The sequence below is a fragment of the Ekhidna sp. genome (genome assembly GCF_965228795.1).
Classification (GTDB): Bacteria; Bacteroidota; Bacteroidia; order Cytophagales; family Cyclobacteriaceae; genus Ekhidna.
Map to the genome: position 1 here is coordinate 4,213,442 of NZ_OZ245839.1, position 20,867 is coordinate 4,234,308.

At 40.0% G+C, this 20,867-nt stretch carries 19 protein-coding genes and 1 tRNA gene; 9 read left to right on the forward strand and 11 right to left on the reverse strand.

Going from position 1 to position 20,867, the window contains the following annotated elements; genetic code table 11:
- The first annotated feature begins 1 nt into the window (after position 1).
- Positions 2-349, forward strand: coding sequence for a hypothetical protein (locus ACQK2H_RS19020; RefSeq protein ID WP_425392968.1), 348 nt, complete (start codon positions 2-4; stop codon positions 347-349).
- Here ACQK2H_RS19020 and ACQK2H_RS19025 read toward each other — a convergent pair.
- The 4 genes from ACQK2H_RS19025 to recQ form a co-directional block, all read right to left on the reverse strand.
- Positions 314-778, reverse strand: coding sequence for a gliding motility lipoprotein GldH (locus tag ACQK2H_RS19025; protein WP_425392969.1), 465 nt, complete (start codon positions 776-778; stop codon positions 314-316). The two genes, ACQK2H_RS19020 and ACQK2H_RS19025, sit on opposite strands and share 36 nt — an antisense overlap.
- A gap of 1 nt (position 779) precedes the next feature.
- A complete protein-coding gene (locus ACQK2H_RS19030; RefSeq protein ID WP_425392970.1) occupies positions 780-1,928 on the reverse strand; it encodes a PSP1 domain-containing protein in 1,149 nt (382 codons plus the stop codon).
- A gap of 55 nt (positions 1,929-1,983) precedes the next feature.
- Entirely contained in the window at positions 1,984-3,267 is a 1,284-nt protein-coding gene (purD, locus tag ACQK2H_RS19035) for a phosphoribosylamine--glycine ligase (RefSeq protein ID WP_425392971.1), read from the reverse strand.
- A gap of 65 nt (positions 3,268-3,332) precedes the next feature.
- Complete coding sequence (gene recQ / locus ACQK2H_RS19040) at positions 3,333-5,522, reverse strand: DNA helicase RecQ (RefSeq protein WP_425392972.1); 2,190 nt, start codon at positions 5,520-5,522, stop codon at positions 3,333-3,335.
- Between the two features lie 148 nt (positions 5,523-5,670).
- Here recQ and ACQK2H_RS19045 point away from each other — a divergent pair, with 148 nt between their 5' ends.
- A complete protein-coding gene (locus ACQK2H_RS19045) occupies positions 5,671-6,747 on the forward strand; it encodes a mannose-1-phosphate guanylyltransferase (RefSeq protein ID WP_425392973.1) in 1,077 nt (358 codons plus the stop codon).
- On the opposite strand, the gene rlmB is transcribed toward ACQK2H_RS19045, so the two are convergent.
- Together rlmB and ACQK2H_RS19055 are read right to left on the reverse strand one after the other, a co-directional pair.
- Positions 6,744-7,484: a 23S rRNA (guanosine(2251)-2'-O)-methyltransferase RlmB gene (rlmB, locus tag ACQK2H_RS19050; protein WP_425392974.1), complete on the reverse strand. Its 741-nt coding sequence runs from the start codon at positions 7,482-7,484 to the stop codon at positions 6,744-6,746. The genes ACQK2H_RS19045 and rlmB overlap by 4 nt on opposite strands.
- A gap of 4 nt (positions 7,485-7,488) precedes the next feature.
- On the reverse strand, positions 7,489-8,625 hold the full coding sequence (locus tag ACQK2H_RS19055) for a GWxTD domain-containing protein (protein WP_425392975.1): 1,137 nt from the start codon (positions 8,623-8,625) through the stop codon (positions 7,489-7,491).
- A 76-nt stretch (positions 8,626-8,701) separates the two neighbouring features.
- On the opposite strand from ACQK2H_RS19055, the gene ACQK2H_RS19060 reads away from it, so the two are divergent.
- From ACQK2H_RS19060 to ACQK2H_RS19075, 4 genes are all read left to right on the forward strand, one after another.
- The gene (locus ACQK2H_RS19060; protein WP_425392976.1) at positions 8,702-9,472 is read left to right on the forward strand and encodes a class I SAM-dependent methyltransferase; all 771 of its coding nucleotides are present in this window, start codon (positions 8,702-8,704) and stop codon (positions 9,470-9,472) included.
- 27 nt (positions 9,473-9,499) lie between these two features.
- Entirely contained in the window at positions 9,500-9,940 is a 441-nt protein-coding gene (locus ACQK2H_RS19065) for a Dps family protein (protein WP_425392977.1), read from the forward strand.
- Positions 9,937-10,428, forward strand: a complete 492-nt coding sequence (locus tag ACQK2H_RS19070; RefSeq protein ID WP_425392978.1) for a C40 family peptidase — start codon at positions 9,937-9,939, stop codon at positions 10,426-10,428. The genes ACQK2H_RS19065 and ACQK2H_RS19070 overlap by 4 nt, the downstream gene beginning before the upstream one ends.
- 25 nt (positions 10,429-10,453) lie before the next feature.
- A tRNA-Ala gene (locus ACQK2H_RS19075) sits at positions 10,454-10,527 on the forward strand.
- Here ACQK2H_RS19075 and ACQK2H_RS19080 read toward each other — a convergent pair.
- The 5 genes from ACQK2H_RS19080 to ACQK2H_RS19100 all read right to left on the reverse strand — a co-directional run bounded on the left by ACQK2H_RS19080 (position 10,528) and on the right by ACQK2H_RS19100 (position 16,869).
- Positions 10,528-10,911 carry an acyl-CoA thioesterase gene (locus ACQK2H_RS19080; RefSeq protein WP_425392979.1) on the reverse strand — a complete coding sequence of 128 codons (384 nt, stop codon included), beginning with the start codon at positions 10,909-10,911 and terminating at the stop codon, positions 10,528-10,530. It abuts the tRNA gene before it with no gap.
- Positions 10,908-12,737: a hypothetical protein gene (locus ACQK2H_RS19085; protein WP_425392980.1), complete on the reverse strand. Its 1,830-nt coding sequence runs from the start codon at positions 12,735-12,737 to the stop codon at positions 10,908-10,910. The genes ACQK2H_RS19080 and ACQK2H_RS19085 overlap by 4 nt, the downstream gene beginning before the upstream one ends.
- A gap of 62 nt (positions 12,738-12,799) precedes the next feature.
- Entirely contained in the window at positions 12,800-15,346 is a 2,547-nt protein-coding gene (locus ACQK2H_RS19090; RefSeq protein ID WP_425392981.1) for a TonB-dependent receptor plug domain-containing protein, read from the reverse strand.
- Positions 15,347-15,353: 7 nt separating this feature from the next.
- A complete protein-coding gene (locus ACQK2H_RS19095; RefSeq protein WP_425392982.1) occupies positions 15,354-16,295 on the reverse strand; it encodes a FecR family protein in 942 nt (313 codons plus the stop codon).
- A gap of 49 nt (positions 16,296-16,344) precedes the next feature.
- Positions 16,345-16,869, reverse strand: coding sequence for an RNA polymerase sigma factor (locus ACQK2H_RS19100; protein ID WP_425392983.1), 525 nt, complete (start codon positions 16,867-16,869; stop codon positions 16,345-16,347).
- 482 nt (positions 16,870-17,351) lie between these two features.
- On the opposite strand from ACQK2H_RS19100, the gene ACQK2H_RS19105 reads away from it, so the two are divergent.
- From ACQK2H_RS19105 to ACQK2H_RS19115, 3 genes are read left to right on the forward strand one after another with little or no spacing between them, the layout of a single operon-like run.
- Positions 17,352-18,677 (forward strand): YHYH protein, encoded by a 1,326-nt coding sequence (locus tag ACQK2H_RS19105; protein ID WP_425392984.1) that lies wholly within the window; start codon positions 17,352-17,354, stop codon positions 18,675-18,677.
- Between the two features lie 2 nt (positions 18,678-18,679).
- Positions 18,680-19,150 carry a DUF6702 family protein gene (locus ACQK2H_RS19110; protein WP_425392985.1) on the forward strand — a complete coding sequence of 157 codons (471 nt, stop codon included), beginning with the start codon at positions 18,680-18,682 and terminating at the stop codon, positions 19,148-19,150.
- Positions 19,151-19,160: 10 nt separating this feature from the next.
- The gene (locus ACQK2H_RS19115) at positions 19,161-20,732 is read left to right on the forward strand and encodes a YHYH protein (RefSeq protein ID WP_425392986.1); all 1,572 of its coding nucleotides are present in this window, start codon (positions 19,161-19,163) and stop codon (positions 20,730-20,732) included.
- Positions 20,733-20,867 lie beyond the last annotated feature (135 nt).

The window sequence follows — 20,867 nt, forward strand, 5'->3', positions numbered from 1 at the left end:
TGTGAAAAAGCATCACCATATTCTAATTAGTCTTTTGCTTTGCGCTTCTTTTTGGGTGTATCAATTTTTTGTTTTACCGGGTTCGGAGACACTGGAAAAAATGATGCTTGGATTAGTGTATTTAACAGTGCTTGGTTTGATGATTTCCATTGTGCTTTTCAATCGACATCTAAACACATGGAAAAAACTTGGTTGGATTGTTTTTGGTGTTATTCTATTGCCTGTACTTCCGCTAGTATATTATTTCAAATACAAAGATGAGATTCAACGAATCATTGTTGATACGAATAGCAAGATGAGGGAAGGACCTAAATCACTTGACGAATTCGACTCGAGCTCCTACAGATAAAATAAACGGGAGCGTATCTCTTCTCATATATTGCTCAAAAGACATTCTGTATTCTCCAGGGACTGAAAATTGGTAGCCTTCTTCCAATGGAAACGAATGATCGAATAAATCTCCTAAGCCACTTCCATAAGGCTCTCCTGTTTTTGGGTCGAAAAGGTCTACTTCTTTAAGCTGCTCTCTCAAAATGTTACCTGCGGAATCAGTCAAAGTGTATTGAAAGTACAGGTTATAGAATGGATAAGAAGATGCGTTTCTAAAGGTAGCAAGTAGATTGTATGATTTGGTAGTATCCTCTATTTGAAAGATGAAGGATTGTGTGGAATCCTGATGCCAAAACGCTTCTTCCATATCATTGAAATCTTCATAAACGCGATTAGAGTCGCATGAAGCTATCAGAATAAAGATCAGAAAAATAGCTAAGTATCTCATATCAGGATTGTTCTGGTTTTTTGTTTTTGGGCTTCTTTCCTCTAAACTTATTTCTTTTCTTTTTCTTCTTCTTTTTCCCCTTGCCACTAAACTTTTTGTCCATGGCTTCCAGGTCACTATTTATTTTACCCGTTTCCAGGTTATCTACTTCTATCTCATCTTCTTGTAGTGATGCTGGTTTTTCTCCTTTTTTATTGAGCGTTTGAATTTCCTTCACTCTGCCGACATCCACTGCGTGCCAGTTGTTGTCATCATCATAACCAAACCACATGATCTTCCGAAAGATATCGGTTTTTTGAAGTTTGGCTTTTCCTCTCTGGGTGATCAGGGGCTCTTCGACCTCCGGTATATCTTTTAACGCCTCAGTGTACGTATCAAGTTCATAATTGAGGCAGCATTTCAATCTTCCACACTGCCCAGAAAGTTTACTTGGATTAAGGGAAAGGTTTTGGTATCTGGCCGCTGAAGTACTCACATTTTTAAAATCAGTCAACCACGTAGAGCAGCAGAGCTCCCTTCCACACACACCTATACCACCAATTCGACCGGCCTCCTGACGAACACTGATCTGACGCATTTCCACACGAATTTTGAATTCCCCGGCAAGGATTTTAATCAGCTCTCTGAAGTCAACTCGACCTTCTGCAGAATAAAAAAATGTGGCTTTTGTACCGTCCGCCTGAAACTCCACATCAGTGAGTTTCATTTCGAGCTTTGTATCCTGTATGATTTCTTTGGTTCGGTACATGACCGATTCTTCACGATTTCTGGCCTCTTCCCATCGTTCCATGTCGCGAGTTGTGGCTTTTCGGTAAATCTCACGAACCTCATCATTATCCTTGATGCCTTTTTTTGACATCTGAAGTCTCACCAACTCACCCTGAAGCGAAACGTACCCAATGTGATGACCGTTTGGGACATCTAAAACCACCGGATCTCCGGTTACTATGTCCAGTTTTTTGGCATTACGGTAGAAGTCTTTCCTGCCATTTTTGAAACGAACTTCCACTACATCGAACCGATGCATGGCAGGTACATCCATATTTGACAGCCAGTCAAATACATTGAGCTTATTGCATCCTCCCGTGCTGCAATGACCATTGTTTTTGCATCCTGCCGATCCTCCTGTACCACAACTAGCGCATCCCATAATCCCGTAATCTAATAGATATCTTTAGGAATTTGAATATTGGAGCTGATGAAAATTATTGACCCAGCTCCTTTAAGTCGAATCCGATATCCTGTCGGAATCTTTTGCCTTCCCAATTCACTTCTCTACCACCGGCATAAGATTTACTCAGTGCCTCGCCAAGGTTCTTTCCAAGACCTGTTAAAGCGATCACTCTACCGCCACTCGTTACTAGTTTTCCGTCTTTCATTGAGGTTCCGGCATGGAAAGGGAGCACGGTTCGTATATCTCCGATTGAGATTTCATGACCCTTCTCATAAAACTCAGGATAACCTCTACTAACGTACATTACAGTTGAGGCAGTAAACCGCTCATACTCTATTTCTGTGTCAATTAGGTTTTTGTCAGCAGCAGCTATAAGTAGCTCCAGGAAATCTGTTTTAATTCGTGGAAGCACCACCTCTGTTTCCGGGTCACCCATACGCACATTATACTCGATTACAAAAGGATCCCCACCTACATTGATCAGGCCAAAGAATATAAATCCACAATAGTCGATCTTTTCCTTTTTCAGCCCTTCAATGGTAGGCTTAATAATGCGCTTGTTTACTTTTTCCTTGAATGCCCGATCGGCAAATAGCACTGGAGAAACTGCTCCCATTCCTCCGGTATTGAGCCCTGTATCCTTTTCACCTATTCGCTTGTAATCTTTGGCTTCCGGTAAGATGCGATAGTCTTTGCCGTCTGTAATGACAAAAAAGGATACTTCTATTCCTTTTAAAAATTGCTCCAAGAGCACTTTTTCACTTGCTTCCCCAAACTTTTTGTTTTCGATAAGGTCTCGAAGGGATTTCCGAGCTTCTTCTAACTCCTCAGTAATGATCACTCCTTTTCCTCCGGCCAAACCGTCAGCCTTTAAAACATATGGGGGCTCCAACCGCTCCATATATTTAATCGTTTCTTCAAGGTTGTCCTTTGTAACAGTTCGTGCATCTGCTGTTGGAATGTCATATTTTTTCATGAACTCCTTGGCATATTCCTTACTGCCTTCCAACTGAGCTCCCTTCGCATTGGGACCGATAATTCGAAGTTTTTTGAACGCTTTATTCGAATGGAAATGATCTACTATACCATTAACCAGCGGGTCTTCCGGTCCAACGATTAGCATATCTATTTCATTTTCCTTTATGGCAGCCTCTACTTTCTCGAAGTTTTTAGGATCAATATCCAGATTAGTACCCACCTTATGCGTTCCTCCATTACCCGGAGCTATGAAGATTTTTCCGCATTTTGGACTTTGCTTTACCTTCCAGGCGAGTGCATGCTCCCGACCACCGGAACCAAGAATTAGAATGTTCATTGAGTGTGATTTTGAAAACAGGTGGCTAAGTTCACCGTATTCATTCGTTTTTCAAAGCAATTGTATCAATGTGCGTATTCAGACATAAACTTTATTCGCATCAATCGAACCTCATCTTCTGAATAATATTCACCTAACTCCTCCATGGCTACTTTCAGCTCGTCTGTTTCAGCATTTAAGAAATAGTCATAAATATCATCCTGTCGGTCATCATCAAGTAGTTGATCGATGTAGTAATCAATATTCAGTTTTGTACCTGAATAACAGATATTTTCAACCTCAGCGATAACCTGCTCATACGTCATTCCTCTTGCCTCAGCGATTTCCTCGAAATCCATTTTCTGGTCGATGTGTTGAATGATGTATATTTTGTTCTTCGACTTAGTGCCTGAAGATTTTACAAGTACATCGGATGCAGTAACAATATCATTTTCCTCCACATACTCATCAATCATTTGAAGGAATGGTTCACCGAATTTTTTGGCCTTACTTTCACCCACACCTACGATTTGTTTCAAATCGTCCATGGTCGTTGGGTATACCGTACACATTTCCTCTAGAGAAGGATCACTGAAAATCACATATGGTGGAATATCTTCCTGATGTGCGATATCCTTGCGAAGCTTTTTGAGTATACCAAAAAGCGTCTTATCGTATGCACTGACATTTACCGGCGCTCTGTCTGACTCCTCCTCCGTATCTGCTTCTGTGGTATAATCGTGATCTTTCGTAAGCTTATGCGAATATGGACTTTTTAAGAAGTCAGCTCCTTTTTTTGAAACCTTAAATACAGAAGGGTTTTCTATGTCTTTTTTCAAAAACTCATGAAGCAGTGTTTGTCGGATCACTGATCTCCAAAAATTCTCATCTTCATCAATCTCCTTTCCTTTTCCAAAAAGATCTAATTTATCATGATCATAGCTTTTTACATGCTGGGTAGCCTTACCTACCAGCAAAGAAGCCAGGTGATTGATATCAAAACGTTCGTTGGTCTGCTGAACAGCCTTGATCACTAATTCTATTATTTCTTTTCCTTCAAACTGCTCCTTCGGATGGACACAGTTATCGCATTGGCCACAATTATCCTCCGGAAATTCTTCCCCGAAATAATGCAATAATTGCTTACGCCTACAAATGGCTGAATCTGCATATGAGGCCATCTCATCCAATAAAAACCGTGCATTTTCACGCTCTGTTACTGCCTTGTCTTTATTGAATTTTTCAAGTTTCAAGATGTCATTATAAGAATAGAACATCAGACAGTTACTATTTATACCATCCCTGCCAGCACGACCTGTTTCCTGATAATACCCTTCAATGGATTTAGGAGCATCATAATGCACGACAAATCGCACATCCGGCTTATCAATACCCATACCGAAGGCAATTGTTGCAACAATTACATCAATGTCTTCATTCAGGAATCCATCCTGGTTCTTCATCCGCTCTTTGGATTCCATACCGGCATGATACGGTGCAGCATTGATATCATTCACACGCAAAAATTCGGCGATTTCCTGTACCTTCTTTCTACTCAGACAATAGATAATACCACTCTCTCCTTTATGATCCTTGATGAATCTGATCAGTTGCTTTTTAGCATCCTTTTTTGGGCGAACTTCATAATAGAGATTGGTTCTATTGAATGAGGACTTGAACAACCTTGCATCATCCATCGACAAATTCTTCTGAATGTCGAGCTGAACCTTTGGTGTTGCTGTCGCCGTGAGAGCAATCATTGGTATTTCACCAAGCCTTGCGATGATATCTTTGATTCGACGGTATTCCGGTCGGAAATCATGTCCCCATTCCGAAATACAATGAGCTTCATCTATGGCTACAAAAGATATTTTTGCCTGCTTAAGGAATTCTACGTTTTCTTCTTTGGTCAGTGATTCGGGTGCCACATAAAGAAGCTTGACCACCCCTGATATCGTATCTTTTTTTACCCTGTTGCTTTCAGACTTAGTAAGTGTAGAGTTTAAAAATCGTGCATGAATGCCAACTGCATTCATCTGATCCACTTGATTTTTCATCAAAGCTATCAGTGGTGAAATGACAATGGCTGTTCCCCCTTGTACAATGGCTGGCAACTGATAGCATAGTGACTTTCCTGCCCCTGTTGGCATTATCACAAATGTATTTTCCCTGTCCAGGATATTATTAATAATATCCTCCTGCTTGCCTCTAAAGTTATCGTAACCAAAGACGCGCTTAAGGCTTTCCTTAAGACCCACTTCCAAAGTTGTCTCCATCAATTATAAGATGTAAAGTAAAAAGTTAATCAAAACCTTGATGGCAAACAAATACTAGATTAGGTTGGCTTGCTGTATCCCCAATTACTTAGGGATAAATGTATATTTGCCGAGGTTAATTCTAACGCGAATTTCTCACCAAAATCTTATGAGTACAAATATTTATGTAGTGATTATGGCTGGCGGAAGTGGAACCCGATTTTGGCCATACAGCAGGGATGCAAAACCAAAACAATTTTTGGACGTGCTAGGGACCGGCAGGTCACTTTTGCAAATGACTTTCGATCGATTTACAGAGATTACAACTCCGGATAAAATCTGGGTTGTTTCTAATGAAAAATACGACGCACTTATCAAGGAGCAGCTTCCGGAATTGGAATCTCATCAAATTCTTCTTGAGACGGAAAAGAGAAATACGGCCCCTTGCATTGCTTATGCTTCTTATAAAATCATGAAAAAGGATCCGAATGCGGTTCTTGTAGTGAGTCCATCTGATCATGCCATTTTTAAGGAGAAAGAGTTTAAAGAGGTAATCTCAACCTCTGTGGATAGTGCTGCTAGTGAAGAAAAACTGATAACGATTGGTATCAGACCCAATCGACCGGAGACCGGATACGGATACATTCAGTACATCAGCGAACCTGGTGTTCCTGTTAAAAAGGTTAAAACCTTTACTGAAAAGCCAGAAGCTGATCTTGCTGCTAAATTTTTAGAAAGCGGAGATTTTCTATGGAACTCTGGCATTTTCGTTTGGTCCATCGACTCAATCATTAAAGCCTTTGAAAAGCATGATGAAGAAATAGCCAGTTTATTTGCAGACGGGCTCTCCGAGTATTACACGGATAATGAGCAGCTTTTTATAAAGAAAGCTTACAGTCAGTGTAAAAACATCTCCATTGATTATGCCATCATGGAAAAAGCCAACAACGTTTATGTTGTGCCCGGCGATTTTGGCTGGTCTGATTTGGGGTCATGGAATGCACTGCATGAAATAAAGAGCAAGGACGAAGATGAAAACGTCATAGAAGGATCAGTCATGACTTATGACTCAAAAGACAATTACATCAAAGGAAGAAAAGGAAAGATAACAGTAGTGCAAGGATGCGAAGGCATGCTTATCGCTGACTTTGACGATGTGCTCCTGGTTTGTAAGAAAGAAGATTCATCTGTATTCAGAGATTTTATCACCGATGTTAAGGCAGAAAAAGGCGATAAATTCGTTTAAGACTTCCTCTGCCTTTGAACTTCGTATAAAGCCATACCTGCAGCTACACCAACATTGAGAGACTCTATGGAACCAATCATTGGAACCTTTGCGATCTCGTTGGATAGATCTATTAGTTCGGGGGAAATACCTCGTTCCTCTGAGCCCATGATTATGGCTGTAGGAATGGTGAAGTTTATTTGATCGAGTGTTTTTTCTGTTTTTTCAGAACATGAAACAACGCTAATTCCCGAATCAAGCAGAAAGCGAACCGCATCAATGAGACTTCTTTCTCTGCACACCGGCAAATAATTGAATGCCCCGGCGGAAGTTTTAACAGCATCCTCATTGATTTGTGCACCTCCTCTTGAGGGAATTACAATTCCATCCACACCCAGACATTCAGCGGTACGGGCTATGGCTCCAAAGTTTCGTACATCAGTTATTTCATCCAGAATTAGGATTAGGGGATTTTTTCCTTCTTCATAAAGCTTCGGAATCAAATGCTCGAGCGAGTGATATTGCACAGGGGAGATTAGTGCAACAACGCCTTGATGATTTTTTTTAGTGAATTTATTAATCCGCTCAGCCGGAACCTTCGAAATGGGTGTTGAGGTCTGATGCAATTCCAGCATCAGCTCTTTATACAAGTCGCCTTTGAGGTTTTTTTGTATAAACACACGCTCTAAATGCTGTCCTGACTTAACCGCTTCGATAACCGTTCGAAGACCATAAATAATATCTGATTTTTTGTTCATTGATTCATCGCCGCATCGCTGCTATTTGAGTGTACCATTGCTCTTCGAAATCCCTGCTTCTTCTGAGTGTGTATGTTTTGGGTGCAAAAAAAGAGGAGATAATCGTGAACTCAAAGGCACCACCATTATCATAATACCATTCCTCTGAACTTGCGGATCGATAAACCTCATCAGGCTTGCCAAAAACGATATACATCATGCCTCGATCCGTTTTCCAGCCAGGTTTGTAATCTGTAAATAACCTATTTGAGTTCTCTAACTTGTTGTAATACTTCCTGATTGCATTTCTAGCCCTTGATTTAGTACTGTATGTGTTGAGCCAAAACGAATCGAATGATTCTTTCGGATTCTTAGAGCCTAGCATTGCTTTTTTTTCCTGCTCGCTTGTAAGGTAAAGCATAGACTCAATCAGTTCGTTCAACTTTCGGTATTCCGGAAAATAAGGGGGCACCCGTAGTATTGTAACACCAACGGTAGCAAGCGAGTCCTTACGCACATTGTAAAAGTAATTTTCTCTGAAGTCAGGTGATTCACTAAAAACAAATGAAGAGTCTAGTTTCACCTGTGGTGCTAGTGGCTTCATGTCAGCCATTGGAGGGTCTGCAGGAGGCGCAACTTCTAAATATTGCATCGCTAAAAGAGTATCACTACCCACCCATTGATGCCCTGATCTATTGATATAGCTTTCCAAAATCGGCAACCGCTGTTCATTTATGGGATAGATCGAGGGGTAAGACAATGAACCGATTCTAAGGCTGATATCATAATAATAGAATTGTTCAGGCTTTGAAAACTTTACTACCAGCAAGTTTTCTTTCACTTGATTTAGGTTCAATTTTAATAGTACCTGTCCATTGACGTCCACCAATGTATCAAGGGAAGGAGACTGAATGGTGCGATGAGCTTCGGATTCATACTCCTCCTGAAGTAAAAACTCATAGGTCCAGTAGTCTATGGAATCTGATGAAACCTTTAAAAACACAAACATTCCAGCTTCGTCCTTCACCACTCGATGAGCCATTTTCACATCAAATGCTACATCGTATTGCCATGCCACATTCACTCTGGAAAAATTAATTGCATGGGCTGAGAATCCTATCAAAAGGGCAAAAATGCTGAATAATGGGATTTGCTTTCTCATAGGTATCCAAATTAGCCATATAATTGATTTTCTTTGTGCTCTTTAAACAAAAAATCATTCGCAGACCCATATTCTAATGAGTGTATACACCACGGAAATAGCCTCAGATAAAATTCCTTCGGACAATGTGATCCACCAACGACTCCTCTCAGCTTATTATCAAGCTAAACCTTACATTAAAGGAAAGCTACTAGAGCTTGGATGTGGTGAAGGTCGAGGAGTAGAACTGCTGGCTCCACTAGCGGATTCATACGTAGGAATTGATAAAATAGAATCAGTAATTGATCGTCTGGAAAAGAAGTTTCCAAATTATGAATTTATGAGTGGTGTGTTCCCTCCATTCCCGTTTGAGGACAATACATTTGACACTATCATCACATTTCAGGTGATCGAGCATGTAAAAGATGATGATGGATTTATAAAAGAAATCCATCGGGTACTGAAACCAGGCGGTAGAGCACTAATAACCACCCCGAATATTAAAATGACACTCTCAAGAAACCCATGGCATGAAAGAGAGTACACCGGAGATGAACTAACGGCATTATGCAAAAGGTTTTTCGACAATGTGGAGATGAAGGGAATAGCCGGAAATGAGAACGTATTGAAATACCATGAAAGAAACCGCATTTCAGTTCAGCGGCTCATGCGATTTGACATCTTCGACTTACAGCATAAGCTCCCTGCAGGTTTGCTTAGAATTCCTTATGACATACTCAATCGTGTGAATAGAAACAGGCTTAAAGAAACGGACGATGAGCTGGTAAAATCGATCACATTTGAAGACTTTAGTTTAGCCGATCAATCCGAACAAAACCTTGATTTATTCTGTTTACTAACCAAATAGAAAGGGAATCAAAATTTTATTCTGAAAATGAACGATAAATTAATAAACGAACTCAATCAATTATTGTCAGACTTTCACGTGTATTATCAAAATACACGAGGAGCACACTGGAATATTAAAGGTCCAAGATTCTTTGAATTGCACGCAAAATTTGAGGAGTTATATACAGAAGCTTTGGAAAACATCGATGAGATTGCCGAGCGCATTTTGACAATCGGTGGTCGGCCTGATCATGCTTTAGAAACTTATCTGGAAAAGTCTAACATCCAATCAGTGAAAGATGAGTCTAAGGATGAAGCTCTTGTCAAAATGATTGTCAGCAATCTAACCACACTTGTAGCTCAGGAAAATAAAGTGAAAGAGTTGGCCGTTGAAGCAGAAGACAATGAGACGGAAGACATGATGATTGGGTTGGTAAACGCACAGGAAAAAACCCAATGGATGTTTAATTCGTGGTTAGGTAAGTGAAAAATAATCAATTAAAATATTTTCGGTACCTGCTGTCAGCCTTTTTGATAGCAGGTATTTTTATTTCAGCCCCCGCGCAGAAAAAAAAGAAGCGCAGAAAGCGAAACATTGAAACGGTAATTGTAGCTGGTCGCTCATACATTGGCACCCCTTATAAATGGGGAGGCATGTCACGTTCAGGCATTGACTGCTCAGGCCTCATATATAATGCGTATAGTACCATTGGAGTGGACATGCCACGAACCGCCAAAGAGCAATCTAAAACAGGAAAGAAACGTGGATGGGACGGTATCCGTGAAGGAGATCTTGTCTATTTCAAATTCAAAAAGAAGGGTAGCAAGTGGTTTCACAGCGGTATGATCACTTATGTAAGTGAAGATAAGATCTTATTTATTCATGCGTCATCGTCTAAGGGGGTCATAGAATCTAGCCTGCTTGCTGACTATTATAAAAAGAATGTGAAAAATTTTCGGAGGGTGATTAAGTAGCTTTTATTTATTTTCGCTCACTCTTGGGGCTATAGCTCAGTTGGCTAGAGCGCTACACTGGCAGTGTAGAGGTCATGGGTTCGAATCCCATTAGCTCCACTATTGAAAGAGTGCTTGAATCTCATCAGGCACTCTTTTTAGTTTCTGCGTCTCTCTGTCTATTAAACACCAATTGGATTTTACCTCTACAAGCAGTTCATCTTCTCTATAAACCTTTACGATCCGGTCTGAAAAAGGACCTCTGTATCCATCCACATAAGTCTTTACTGTAACTTCATCACCCAGAAAAGCTTGCTTTCTATACTCGACATGGTGTGAGCGCACCATCCAGAAATATTTTTCATCGATCTCTCCTGTAATCTCCGAAAGCCAGTGTTCACGAGAAATGTCCAGGGCCCACTGCATGTACACCAGATTATTCACATGGTCATTGAAATCGAGGTGATCGTTGGTTACCGTTATTTTTTTTGTAAAGATTTTCATTCTTGCTCATAAAAGTCTTTTCTAAAGAGTTCTTGCTCTTCAGTGAATTCTTTTTGAACCACAATTTGAGGAAATTTTATCTTTTCTTCTGCCGGCTTTTCTGCCAACTTTATCAACTCTCCATTTCTTAACACCTCAATGGTTAGCTCTTTGTTTTCTTCCGGGTAAAAGATGTAAGAAAAGAAGTGCTCTTCCAATGCATTTTCACGAGTAGCATCAACCCCGTTTACTGTTTTAAGGGTGTCTCCTTTTTGGAATCCAATTATATTCTTCTTTACGGTTTTTAGATAGTATTTCTGATTCTCATCGTCATAAAAAATACCGAATCTACCAAATGACGGGCGTTTACTTCCTTTTGGGTAATATTTCCATCCTAGTTTTGAAAAATACTTTTCATACGGCACCACCTCATTCCCTTCCACATATTTATCATAGATTTCACCAATTTCAGGGTATGAATATTTGACCAATAAATCGCGTAATTGGTCATCTGGAAAATAGCTTCCTTCAAAATCTTTTCTCATCTCCAACATCACATCAATAAGTCGCTTTTCTCCTTCAGAATTTTCAAAAATCTCTACATCCATTGCCATTGCTACAAGCTTACCTCGTTCGTAAAAATTGCCAAGCTGGCCAATCTTACCTATCCAGCTAAACATATTTTTCTTGATGATATTCTGACTACTTTCTGTGAAGCTTCTTGGCTTTTGCTTTTCCGCTGTGTAAACCGCCCATTTCATATTGAATGTGATCGAATTAGACAGATCGTACTGAGCACTAAGCAATGCAGCAAAATAATCCGTAACACCCTCATAAAGCCATCCATGCTTTGACATATCAGGCGTTTCAAAGTTGAAGTCATGAATCTTCTCACTATGCAAGCTTAGAGGAGTAATGGTATGAAAATACTCATGTGCTCCAATCCAGTCAAGATTACTAAATGTAGAATCCCATACTGCCTCGTTAAAATAATAAATTGACGATTGATTATGCTCAAGTGCAGAACCCATTCCAAACGTTTTTAGCACTCCTTTCAATCGATCTTTATTCACATAATAGAAAATAAAATGATAATCTTCCTCACTTGTGAAGCCTGAAAACGAATCTATTGCATGCATGATTTTGGTAAGTCGAGGTTTAAGCATTTCAGCTTTCACCTTTTCCGTTTCGGAGTGTACAGCAATTTTGAAACGATTATTATTTATTTGAAAAGAGGTAGTATCTGGTTCGCTGTATAAAATTGGCTGATCAATTAATTCAAAATAATTGTTTGTTCTGAATACATCTTTTTCAGCAGATCTTAATGTTGCGTTCATGGAAGTGGCTGCAAAGAGATCTTTCTTCTTCAAGAATTCTACTTCATAGGGTAAATCCTTAAAGTCTTCAAAATATCCACTGATCAGCTGGAAGTTTAGCAGATAGCCATCCTCAGTAAAAACAGTACCGGCACAGGCTAAAATTCGATCCCATATTTTCCAATCACCCTGGCTTTGCTCTACCTCATAAGTCATGTAGTCAAGTGGTTGATCTCCTGATATAAGGAAGACATTATCTTTCTTTTTTACCTTCATCTTATTGCCTTCTACATCTACTGCTCTTATTTTATCATAGAATCGCTCGTAGTTGATTTTCATATAGGTGCCGGGAATGATTTCAGGAATTACGTATCGCCAATCTGACTTTTGTTCTGGAGGAAAAACTTTTACAGCGATTCGTTCTTTCTTGCTTACATCAAGCTGAACTTCAATTTTAGTGACCGGTTGGGCTTGTATAATCAGACATAGCAATAGTGCTACGAATGACACACTCGTTCTTAGATTTTGCATAACACGATTTTCAGTTAAGTTAATCCCAAAACGTCACGTGCAGTTAGAAATTGTAGTCAAATCTACCACTCTACGATGATCATCAGGTTTGGTGCAAACCCAATGGCTTCTCTATCCACAAATCCATCTCTACTCCTGTACACTCTATCTGTCAGGTTTGATTGATTCAAGGAATTGATGATAGACAGACCGAAAGATGCACTCCACTCCCGCTGATCTGTTTGTGGAATTTTATAGGAAGCTGATATGTCAAGTGAGTGCACACTCGGATATCTTTCCGGAACATCTTCGAATGGATTACGGGGTGGAGGACCAGAAGGAGGTGGGCCGGATCCAGGCGGAGGTCCTGCTTTAAAAATAGACTCAGCAAACGCAATATCCAGTGAATATGCATATAAACCTGAGGCATATCTCCATCCGGCAGAGATTTTCCAGCGATTTTTCTTAAAAGCTCCTCCTGTAAACCAGACATGAGGCTGAACATACTTTGACTTATAGCTAATTTGATCTGTTGTGTCTATTGCGATCTTAGAATCATGGTAAGAATATCCAGTCCAAATGGATAGCTCTTGAAATACTTGCTTTTTTATTAAAAAGTCAACTCCATAAGTTTCCTGATCCATCGCATAATATCTCTTGCTCGGATTCAGTCTTCTGTCTTCATAAATGGTCACATCATCTGCATTTTTATAAAATGCCTCCACATCAACAATCCAGTCATTGACATCAACTACTCCTCCGAACATTGACTGAGACCCCCGAATGATAAATCCGGATTCATCATCCGCCAGGGTCCATAGTTCGTTATCGAATCCGCCACTAGAGTACTCCAAATTTTTCACTTGACTTAAAAATTGATTGTACCATCCATGAGAGCCCTTCAAAGTAATTCGATCGGATAAATCATAGTTGAACAGAACCCTGGGAGAAACGCTAAAATCATTTAAAGCACTATAGTATGTGCTCCTGAGACCCACTTGTAAATACCATTTATTCCATCCATAATATTCATAATTTGCAAATGGCGCAATCGTATTAGACGTGACTGTCTTTTGTATTTTATAAATTGAAGAATCTCTTAGCTGGTTTTGGTAATTGGTAGATACGTTTTGCCACTTATAGTCCAGCCCAAATTGAAAGCTGGAATAACTACTTTCTTTTGAAAATTCCTGTATTACATTAAAATCATCAATGCTATTGTTAGATAGAAAAGGCTCCACATCTGGCGCTAAAGTGTTCACCTGAAATTCAAAATCATAGTTAGAATACGTAGTGCTCAAATTTGATTTCCATCCTTGTCCCCAGTTTGACTTCCAGAAAAGGTTAGCTCCCGTATTTTTATACCTGTTATCATTTGACCGTGGAATTTGGCCTTGAGGAGTGACCGGTAAAAAATTGATATCTGAAAAGGTATGAAGAACTGACAATCCAAGACGGTTTCGTTTATCTATATGATAAGACAACTTGCCATTGTAGTCACTAAAGCCAACTTCTACCCGATTGGTCAGTAAGCCTTGTTGGGTAACGAGGGAAGTACCCGCAAAGACAGATTCAGATATCTCTTCCAGTTTAGGTGACTTAAAACTTCTTGGATATGAATTTCGAATACTAAGAGAGCCACCGAGTTTTTCTGAAAGTCTAAATTTTCCATAACCCATCGCGAACAAGGTATTTGCTCCCAGTCCATATTTAGATCCATCCACGGCCTCATCAGAATTGATCACAATAGCACCACCTACCCGATCACCTAATCTGGGGTGAAAGCCACTTCGATATACCTCCACATCATCTACAATTTTTGGATTGTATGGCGAAATAGTACCATAATAGTGTCCACGATGGTAGACAGGAATATTATCAAAAAGAATCAGTGTTTGATCCGTCTCACTTCCACGAATAAAAATATTTCCGGCTCTTCCATCCGGATTGGTAATGCCTGGGAGCGCCGTGATAGAGGCGAAAATATCTCCATCTGTTTCACCGGGGAGCAATGGAAGATCATCGACATCTATTTGTATCTGTTGCTTCGAGGGAAGCATATTGATTCCTTTTGTTAAATAATCTTCAACCACAACAGTGCTTAACCGACGAGTGGTCAAGCCAAGACTGACAGCAAGCGTCTTCTGATTGAAAAGATCTTTGACTGCTATTGGAGTCGATTTATACCCCTGGCTAAATATTAGAATCTTATCCGTGTGATCTGGTTTATAATCGAACTCCCAAAACCCACTGGAATAACTTGTTGGGATGGCAGCATCATTTACTATCACTAGGACCCCAAAAGATTGATCAATGATAGATCCATCCAAAGAGTCGGAAACCACCATTCTAAAGGTTGTTTCAGTGGCGCTCATTGTGTAGTACTTGTCATCGATTTTTTCGACTTTTAAAGGAAGTCGACGCTCAATTTCACTCCTAAAGCGAGTGAGATCGTTGGCAGTAAACAGCGTATGATTATCAATCAGCCCAAGCAGCTCAGCATCAAAGGAAAAAGTGATTTCATCATTTTTTTCATAGGCTTCAATTGCTCCAAAAAAGGGCTTTGAGTCAGTCTGAGCATATAATGACAAGGTGGTCAGAATAAACAATGTAAAAACTAAGGCGCGCATGTATGTATTAATTCCCTTTAGATAGAGTCACACTCTTTCCATCTACTTTATAGTCGACTTTAAAAGGAGTAAAAACAAGTTTCAGGGCAACATTCAGCTTGTTATTAGGAATGGTGCCGGTGAATCTTCGTGTGATTTCAACGTTCCCTTTATCTATTGTAATGCCGTAAATTTTTTCCAGATTTTTGATCACCTGGCTAAGTGGGGCATTTTCAAATTTTGTCTGATTTTGTAGCCATACGGGTTCGTCATCTGTAATGGTTCTTTTGTTTTCCCATCTGCCTTTAAAGAAAAGGTATCCTTCACCTCCGGAAATAGTCACTGATTTAGATGTTTTTTTAGGTTTTGCCCGCACTCTGCCCTCAAAACAAACCACATTGAGGCCCTCCTCAAAATCATCCACCTCGAATGTAGTGCCAAGAACCTCTACTGTTCCAACAGAAGACTCCACACTGAAAGGTGCTCCTTTTTCAACCTCAAAAAGCGCTTTACCTCTCAATTTTAGTTTTCTGCTAGCACTTCCTGATTTAAGCCTCTTTTCTTTCATTGCAACAACTTTTCCCCACTCCTCTTCATCCCAGGATATTTCCGAATTTGATGCTAATGTAACAGTGGATCCATCTGGTAATTCAATGGATCTGACTTCTCCTGTTTGAGAGGAAAAAGTTACGGTGCTGTCACCCATAATCACCCAGAAATAAGAAACAATGGACAAGAAAATTATGGCAGCTGCAGCATAGCCAAACCATGGCCTTATAGATCGCAATTTTGCCTTTGGTTGGGCTGTGATTTCTTTTGGATCAAATAAATGCTTAGACTGGTCCGGCACCCATTGATCTACCTCCTTGACGATTTGGATATATTTCAATGCTTCTTCACGTCCGATGTGCTTAATAAGCTCTTCCTCTGTGATCTCACCATTCAGCCATTTTGATACGTTTTCTTCCATAGTTAGAATGTCTTGACCTTATAAAGAGGAAGTAACAATAAACCCTCCATCAAACTTTGAGATTAGAAAGTTCATCCAGATTATCCTTCAGGGTTTTAACAGCAGTACTTATGTGCTTCTCCACAGTCTTAATGGAAATGTCCATTAACTCAGCAATCTCTCTGTTTTTGTACTTATCGATTCGGCTCATCAAGAAAACAACCCGCTGCTTCTCAGGCAAGGTGGATACTGCAGTTTCCAGTCGCTCTTTAAATTCACCTTCCTCATAAAGGAATTCCGGATTTTGTTCCATCTGATCTTCTGATCGATCCATTCGGTATTCAAATTTTAAGACTACTTTTTGATGATCGTAATGATCAAGAAATAGTCGATTAGCTGTAGTGAACAAAAATCCCTTCACCTTGTCCAAGGCTACTTTGGCACAATTGTCCCACAATCTTATAAAGGCTTCTTGCGTAAAATCCCTCGCTTTTTCTAAATCGCCAAGCTTATAAAAAAGGAAGTTCCTGATCTTCAGTTCATGGCTGGTGTACTCCTGATGGAAGACTTGTTCCTCACAAAGTTGTGGCTTCACGTATTTGCTAGTTTTCGTTGCTTAATCCAATGACAAAAGTAACTCATCGTTGGTTGTGTATATTCTCGACTCGCCGACAAGCTAACCTGTTGATAACCAATCATTGTAGCCACTAATACCAAAAGCCCTGGTAGGGTTTATCTCACACTTCTCTTTGTTCACTATAGGATTCAGACACAAATATTATGAGCGTATTGAGTAACCATCAAATTAGACAAGTCCTTACAAGGATGAACCAAACATATAGCGATGCTTTTACTTTTGCCTCTCTTCAAAATCAGCAAGTGCTTAAAACTGAAATACCTCAACAACAACTTACATCAGAAATGATCATTTTAATAGCTTTTGGGATTGCTGGTCTTTTGAGTCTAATCATTTACATAAACAAGAAATCCAACGTGCCTGAAAAATGTCAGGTACTAACAAAAAGGTAGGGTATTTAAACCCATCCCCGTCATATTTTTAAACCTACTATTACTATTATGAAACATTCCCCTTTTACGAAAATTATCACCTTACTTACACTCCTTTTTATCACCCAATCATGCGGTGAGGATGAGGATCCTGTTATTGATGAAACCGCCTACACCGTAAGTATTGAAGGAAATACAGCGGCTTCTGAAGGTGATAATACAGGTTTCAAAGTAAAACTCTCACCTGCCAATGAATCAGGAAATAATTTAACAATTGGTTATTCCGTATCAGGGACAGCCAGTTCAAATATGGATTATGAGACGCTAAGCGGTTCTGTATCAATTAGTGATGGGGAATCAGAAGCAAGTGTTCCGATTATCATATTAGACGACAATGAAGAAGAAGATGATGAAACAATCATCATTACAGTTTCATCTACAGGACTAGCTTCGAATGTGAGTTTGGGTTCTTCTTCAAGCCTGACAATTACAATTACAGATAATGACGATAACTCATCTAGCTCATGTGCTAATGACAATTCGACCTCCAACCAACATGTTGCTTGTGACCTTTCTCCTAATATTGAAAATTCATACGATGACAATACGGTTAATCAGAATGGTCTTCGAGAGATTGTAACCAATGGTGTGCCAAATCATGATTATGCAAACCAGCTTTCCGGACAAGGGGTTACTCTGAGCACTTCCACGAAAACATACTTTGTTGCGAATGATCCGGCAAAAGCATCAACTACAACCTCGATCACTAACGATCAAAATCGACCAAATTATCGATTTGGTATTGCTAGAAACGGGGTTCCATTAGATCCGGCTCCTGCTGAGCCATTCATTTTTGAAAACACCAACACGGGTGAGTATAACTGGGACTGGGTGTTTGAACCAACAAACAATGCTGAAACGGTAGGGCTTGATTGTGCCTTTGCGCATGTGCAACCGGATGGCACCTATCATTATCATGGCAACATGATTGAATATGCAAACACAATACTTGCCGGACTGGGAGATGGGAATACTACTCCATCAGAAGCGATACAGATAGGCTGGGCAGCAGATGGCTTCCCTGTTTATTACAAGTATGCGCCTACCGCAAACGGAAATGGGATAGAAAAGCTTACATCGGGTTATTCGCTCAAACCAGGAGAACGTCCGGGAGATGGTGTAAACGAGCCATGCGGTGAATACAATGGGAAATACACCAAAGATTATGAATGGTCTGCTTCAAATGGCGACTTGGATGAATGCAATGGAATTGATCGGTCGGTTACGATCGGGAACGAAACCTACGAATACTTTTATGTAATAACAGAGGAGTTTCCGGTAATCCCAAGGTGTCTTGTAGGCACACCTGACAATACCTTCAAACTTGGCATTTAATCATGAAAAAGTTAATCAGTATCCTTTTATTAAGTTCTTTCTATCTCGGATTTAGCCATGATATAAAAATGGCCATGTTCGAAATCTACGATGGGAAATCAGGTTTGGAAATGACTGTCACTGTAGATAAAGAAGATTTTTACAGCGCACTGTCGGAAGAGTATCCTATCAAAATTCAGGAACATGAAATCCGGGATTTAGCCTTCGAATATCTGGAAAGCAGAGTGTCCATAAAAGTGAATGGAGCATGTACTTCATTCAGCATTCATGAAATTGAATTTGGAGATTTAAACATCCACTTAAAAGGCTCTCTAAATCTTGAAGTGGATAACATACAAAAAGTCACCATCTCCAATACGTGTATGGTAGACCTTTTCGAAGATCATGACAACATCGTGAAACTTCGACTAAATGATCGAAACCGATCATTCAGGATGCATAGAGATCGTACATCAACAGAAGCCATCTATTAATAAATAAAATATGAACAGATATTTAATTGTAGCATTTTGCTCGCTAATGCTTTCGGGATGTGGTGAAGATTTGGATGATGATATTATCGACCATTTTTCCGCCTCTGTTAGCATTATTTCTGCTCCTTCATCTGTTGGAGAAGATGCCGGAACGATCTCGATATCAATTGATCTCAATCAGCCTAATACTGCCGGGTTTGATCTTTCGATCCCACTTTCATTTTCAGGAACAGCAACATTGAATGATGATTATATTGTTAATGAAAGCTCAGTAACAATTGGAGCCAATGAAACAGAGGTATCATTCGATATCAATATTTCTGACGATTCGGAAGTAGAAGGTGATGAAACAATTGTTGTAACTCTTGGAAACTTACCCGAGCTATTGACCGAAGGATCAAAAACGGCTGTTTCTATCTCAATAAGTGACAATGACACCAATGCTAATCCTGATATTGAGATAGATTTTGGAGCGAAAACTGGAAATACGATTGTAGTCAATGGATGGACCGATACCGGGGCAGACAGCTATTTGGTAGTAATTAATACAGAAGATTCGTTCGCTGAATTTAGTGATCAGACAAGTCAGTTAGCCAGCACCACATACATTGGATATGGCGAACAGGTGGTTTTTAATGGCACAACAAACAGTCCTTTTGAGGTTTCATTGCTATCATCAACTACTCAATATTACTTCAAAGTCATACCGAAAACCGGTACTAATTATGATAATTCGCAAAGTAGTACTAGTAGCTCTACAAATAACTGCGTCACAACCAATACAACCGAAGGGCAAGTTTGCTTTGATATTGCTTCTGATTTGAGAACGATTTCATCCAATCAATTAGCGAATCATGAAGTGGGGAGTTTTCCAAACGCAGACCCTACTGCTATTGAAATTACCCGAGAACTGGATTTGTCACCAACTTACACCGGTCAACCCATATACGTGTATGATGAAACCGGACCACCGACTCCATCCAATGATAATTTTTGGCAATTTGGAATCGCTACCAATGGGGTGGAATTTCACCCCATGGGGCTCAAACCATGGGAAAACCCCAATAACGGTGAAGAAAACTGGGAATGGCAAGCCAAAGTAACTGATCAGGGTGAAACGCATGTGGATGTATTTGGTGCCCATGTAACCTCCCAAGGTCTGTATCATTATCATGGCGACATTGTAGGGCTTGCCGGGGAGGAAGACGGATCTCGGCATTCACTGATCTATGGTTTTGCAGCGGACGGATTCCCGATTTATTACAAATATGGATATGCTGTTTCGGATGATCCAACCAGTGAGATAATTGAACTGAAAAGTAGCTATCAGTTGAAAAGTGGCGTCCGTACCGGTACTGGCACAGCAGGTGTAGATTATCCCGATGGCAATCACGATGGTAACTATATTCAGGATTTTGAATATGTAGCAAATCTGGGAGATTTAGATGAGTGTAATGGTCGAACCGGCATCACTCCGGAATATCCCGGCGGCACCTATTATTATGTGATAACAAGTGAATTTCCGGTAACACCAAATTGCTTCTTTGGCACTCCTGCTGAGGATTGGAAAATTGGTAGGTAGGCATTTTAGATTATTCAAGGTGGTAGTGAATAACTAAGGCGGAGCGTCTGTCAGCAGACAGATGCAAATAGAGCGGCTCGTGGTGGGGCCGCTTTTTTTATTGTCACCAAACCATCTTTTGGTCTGATTTCCTAA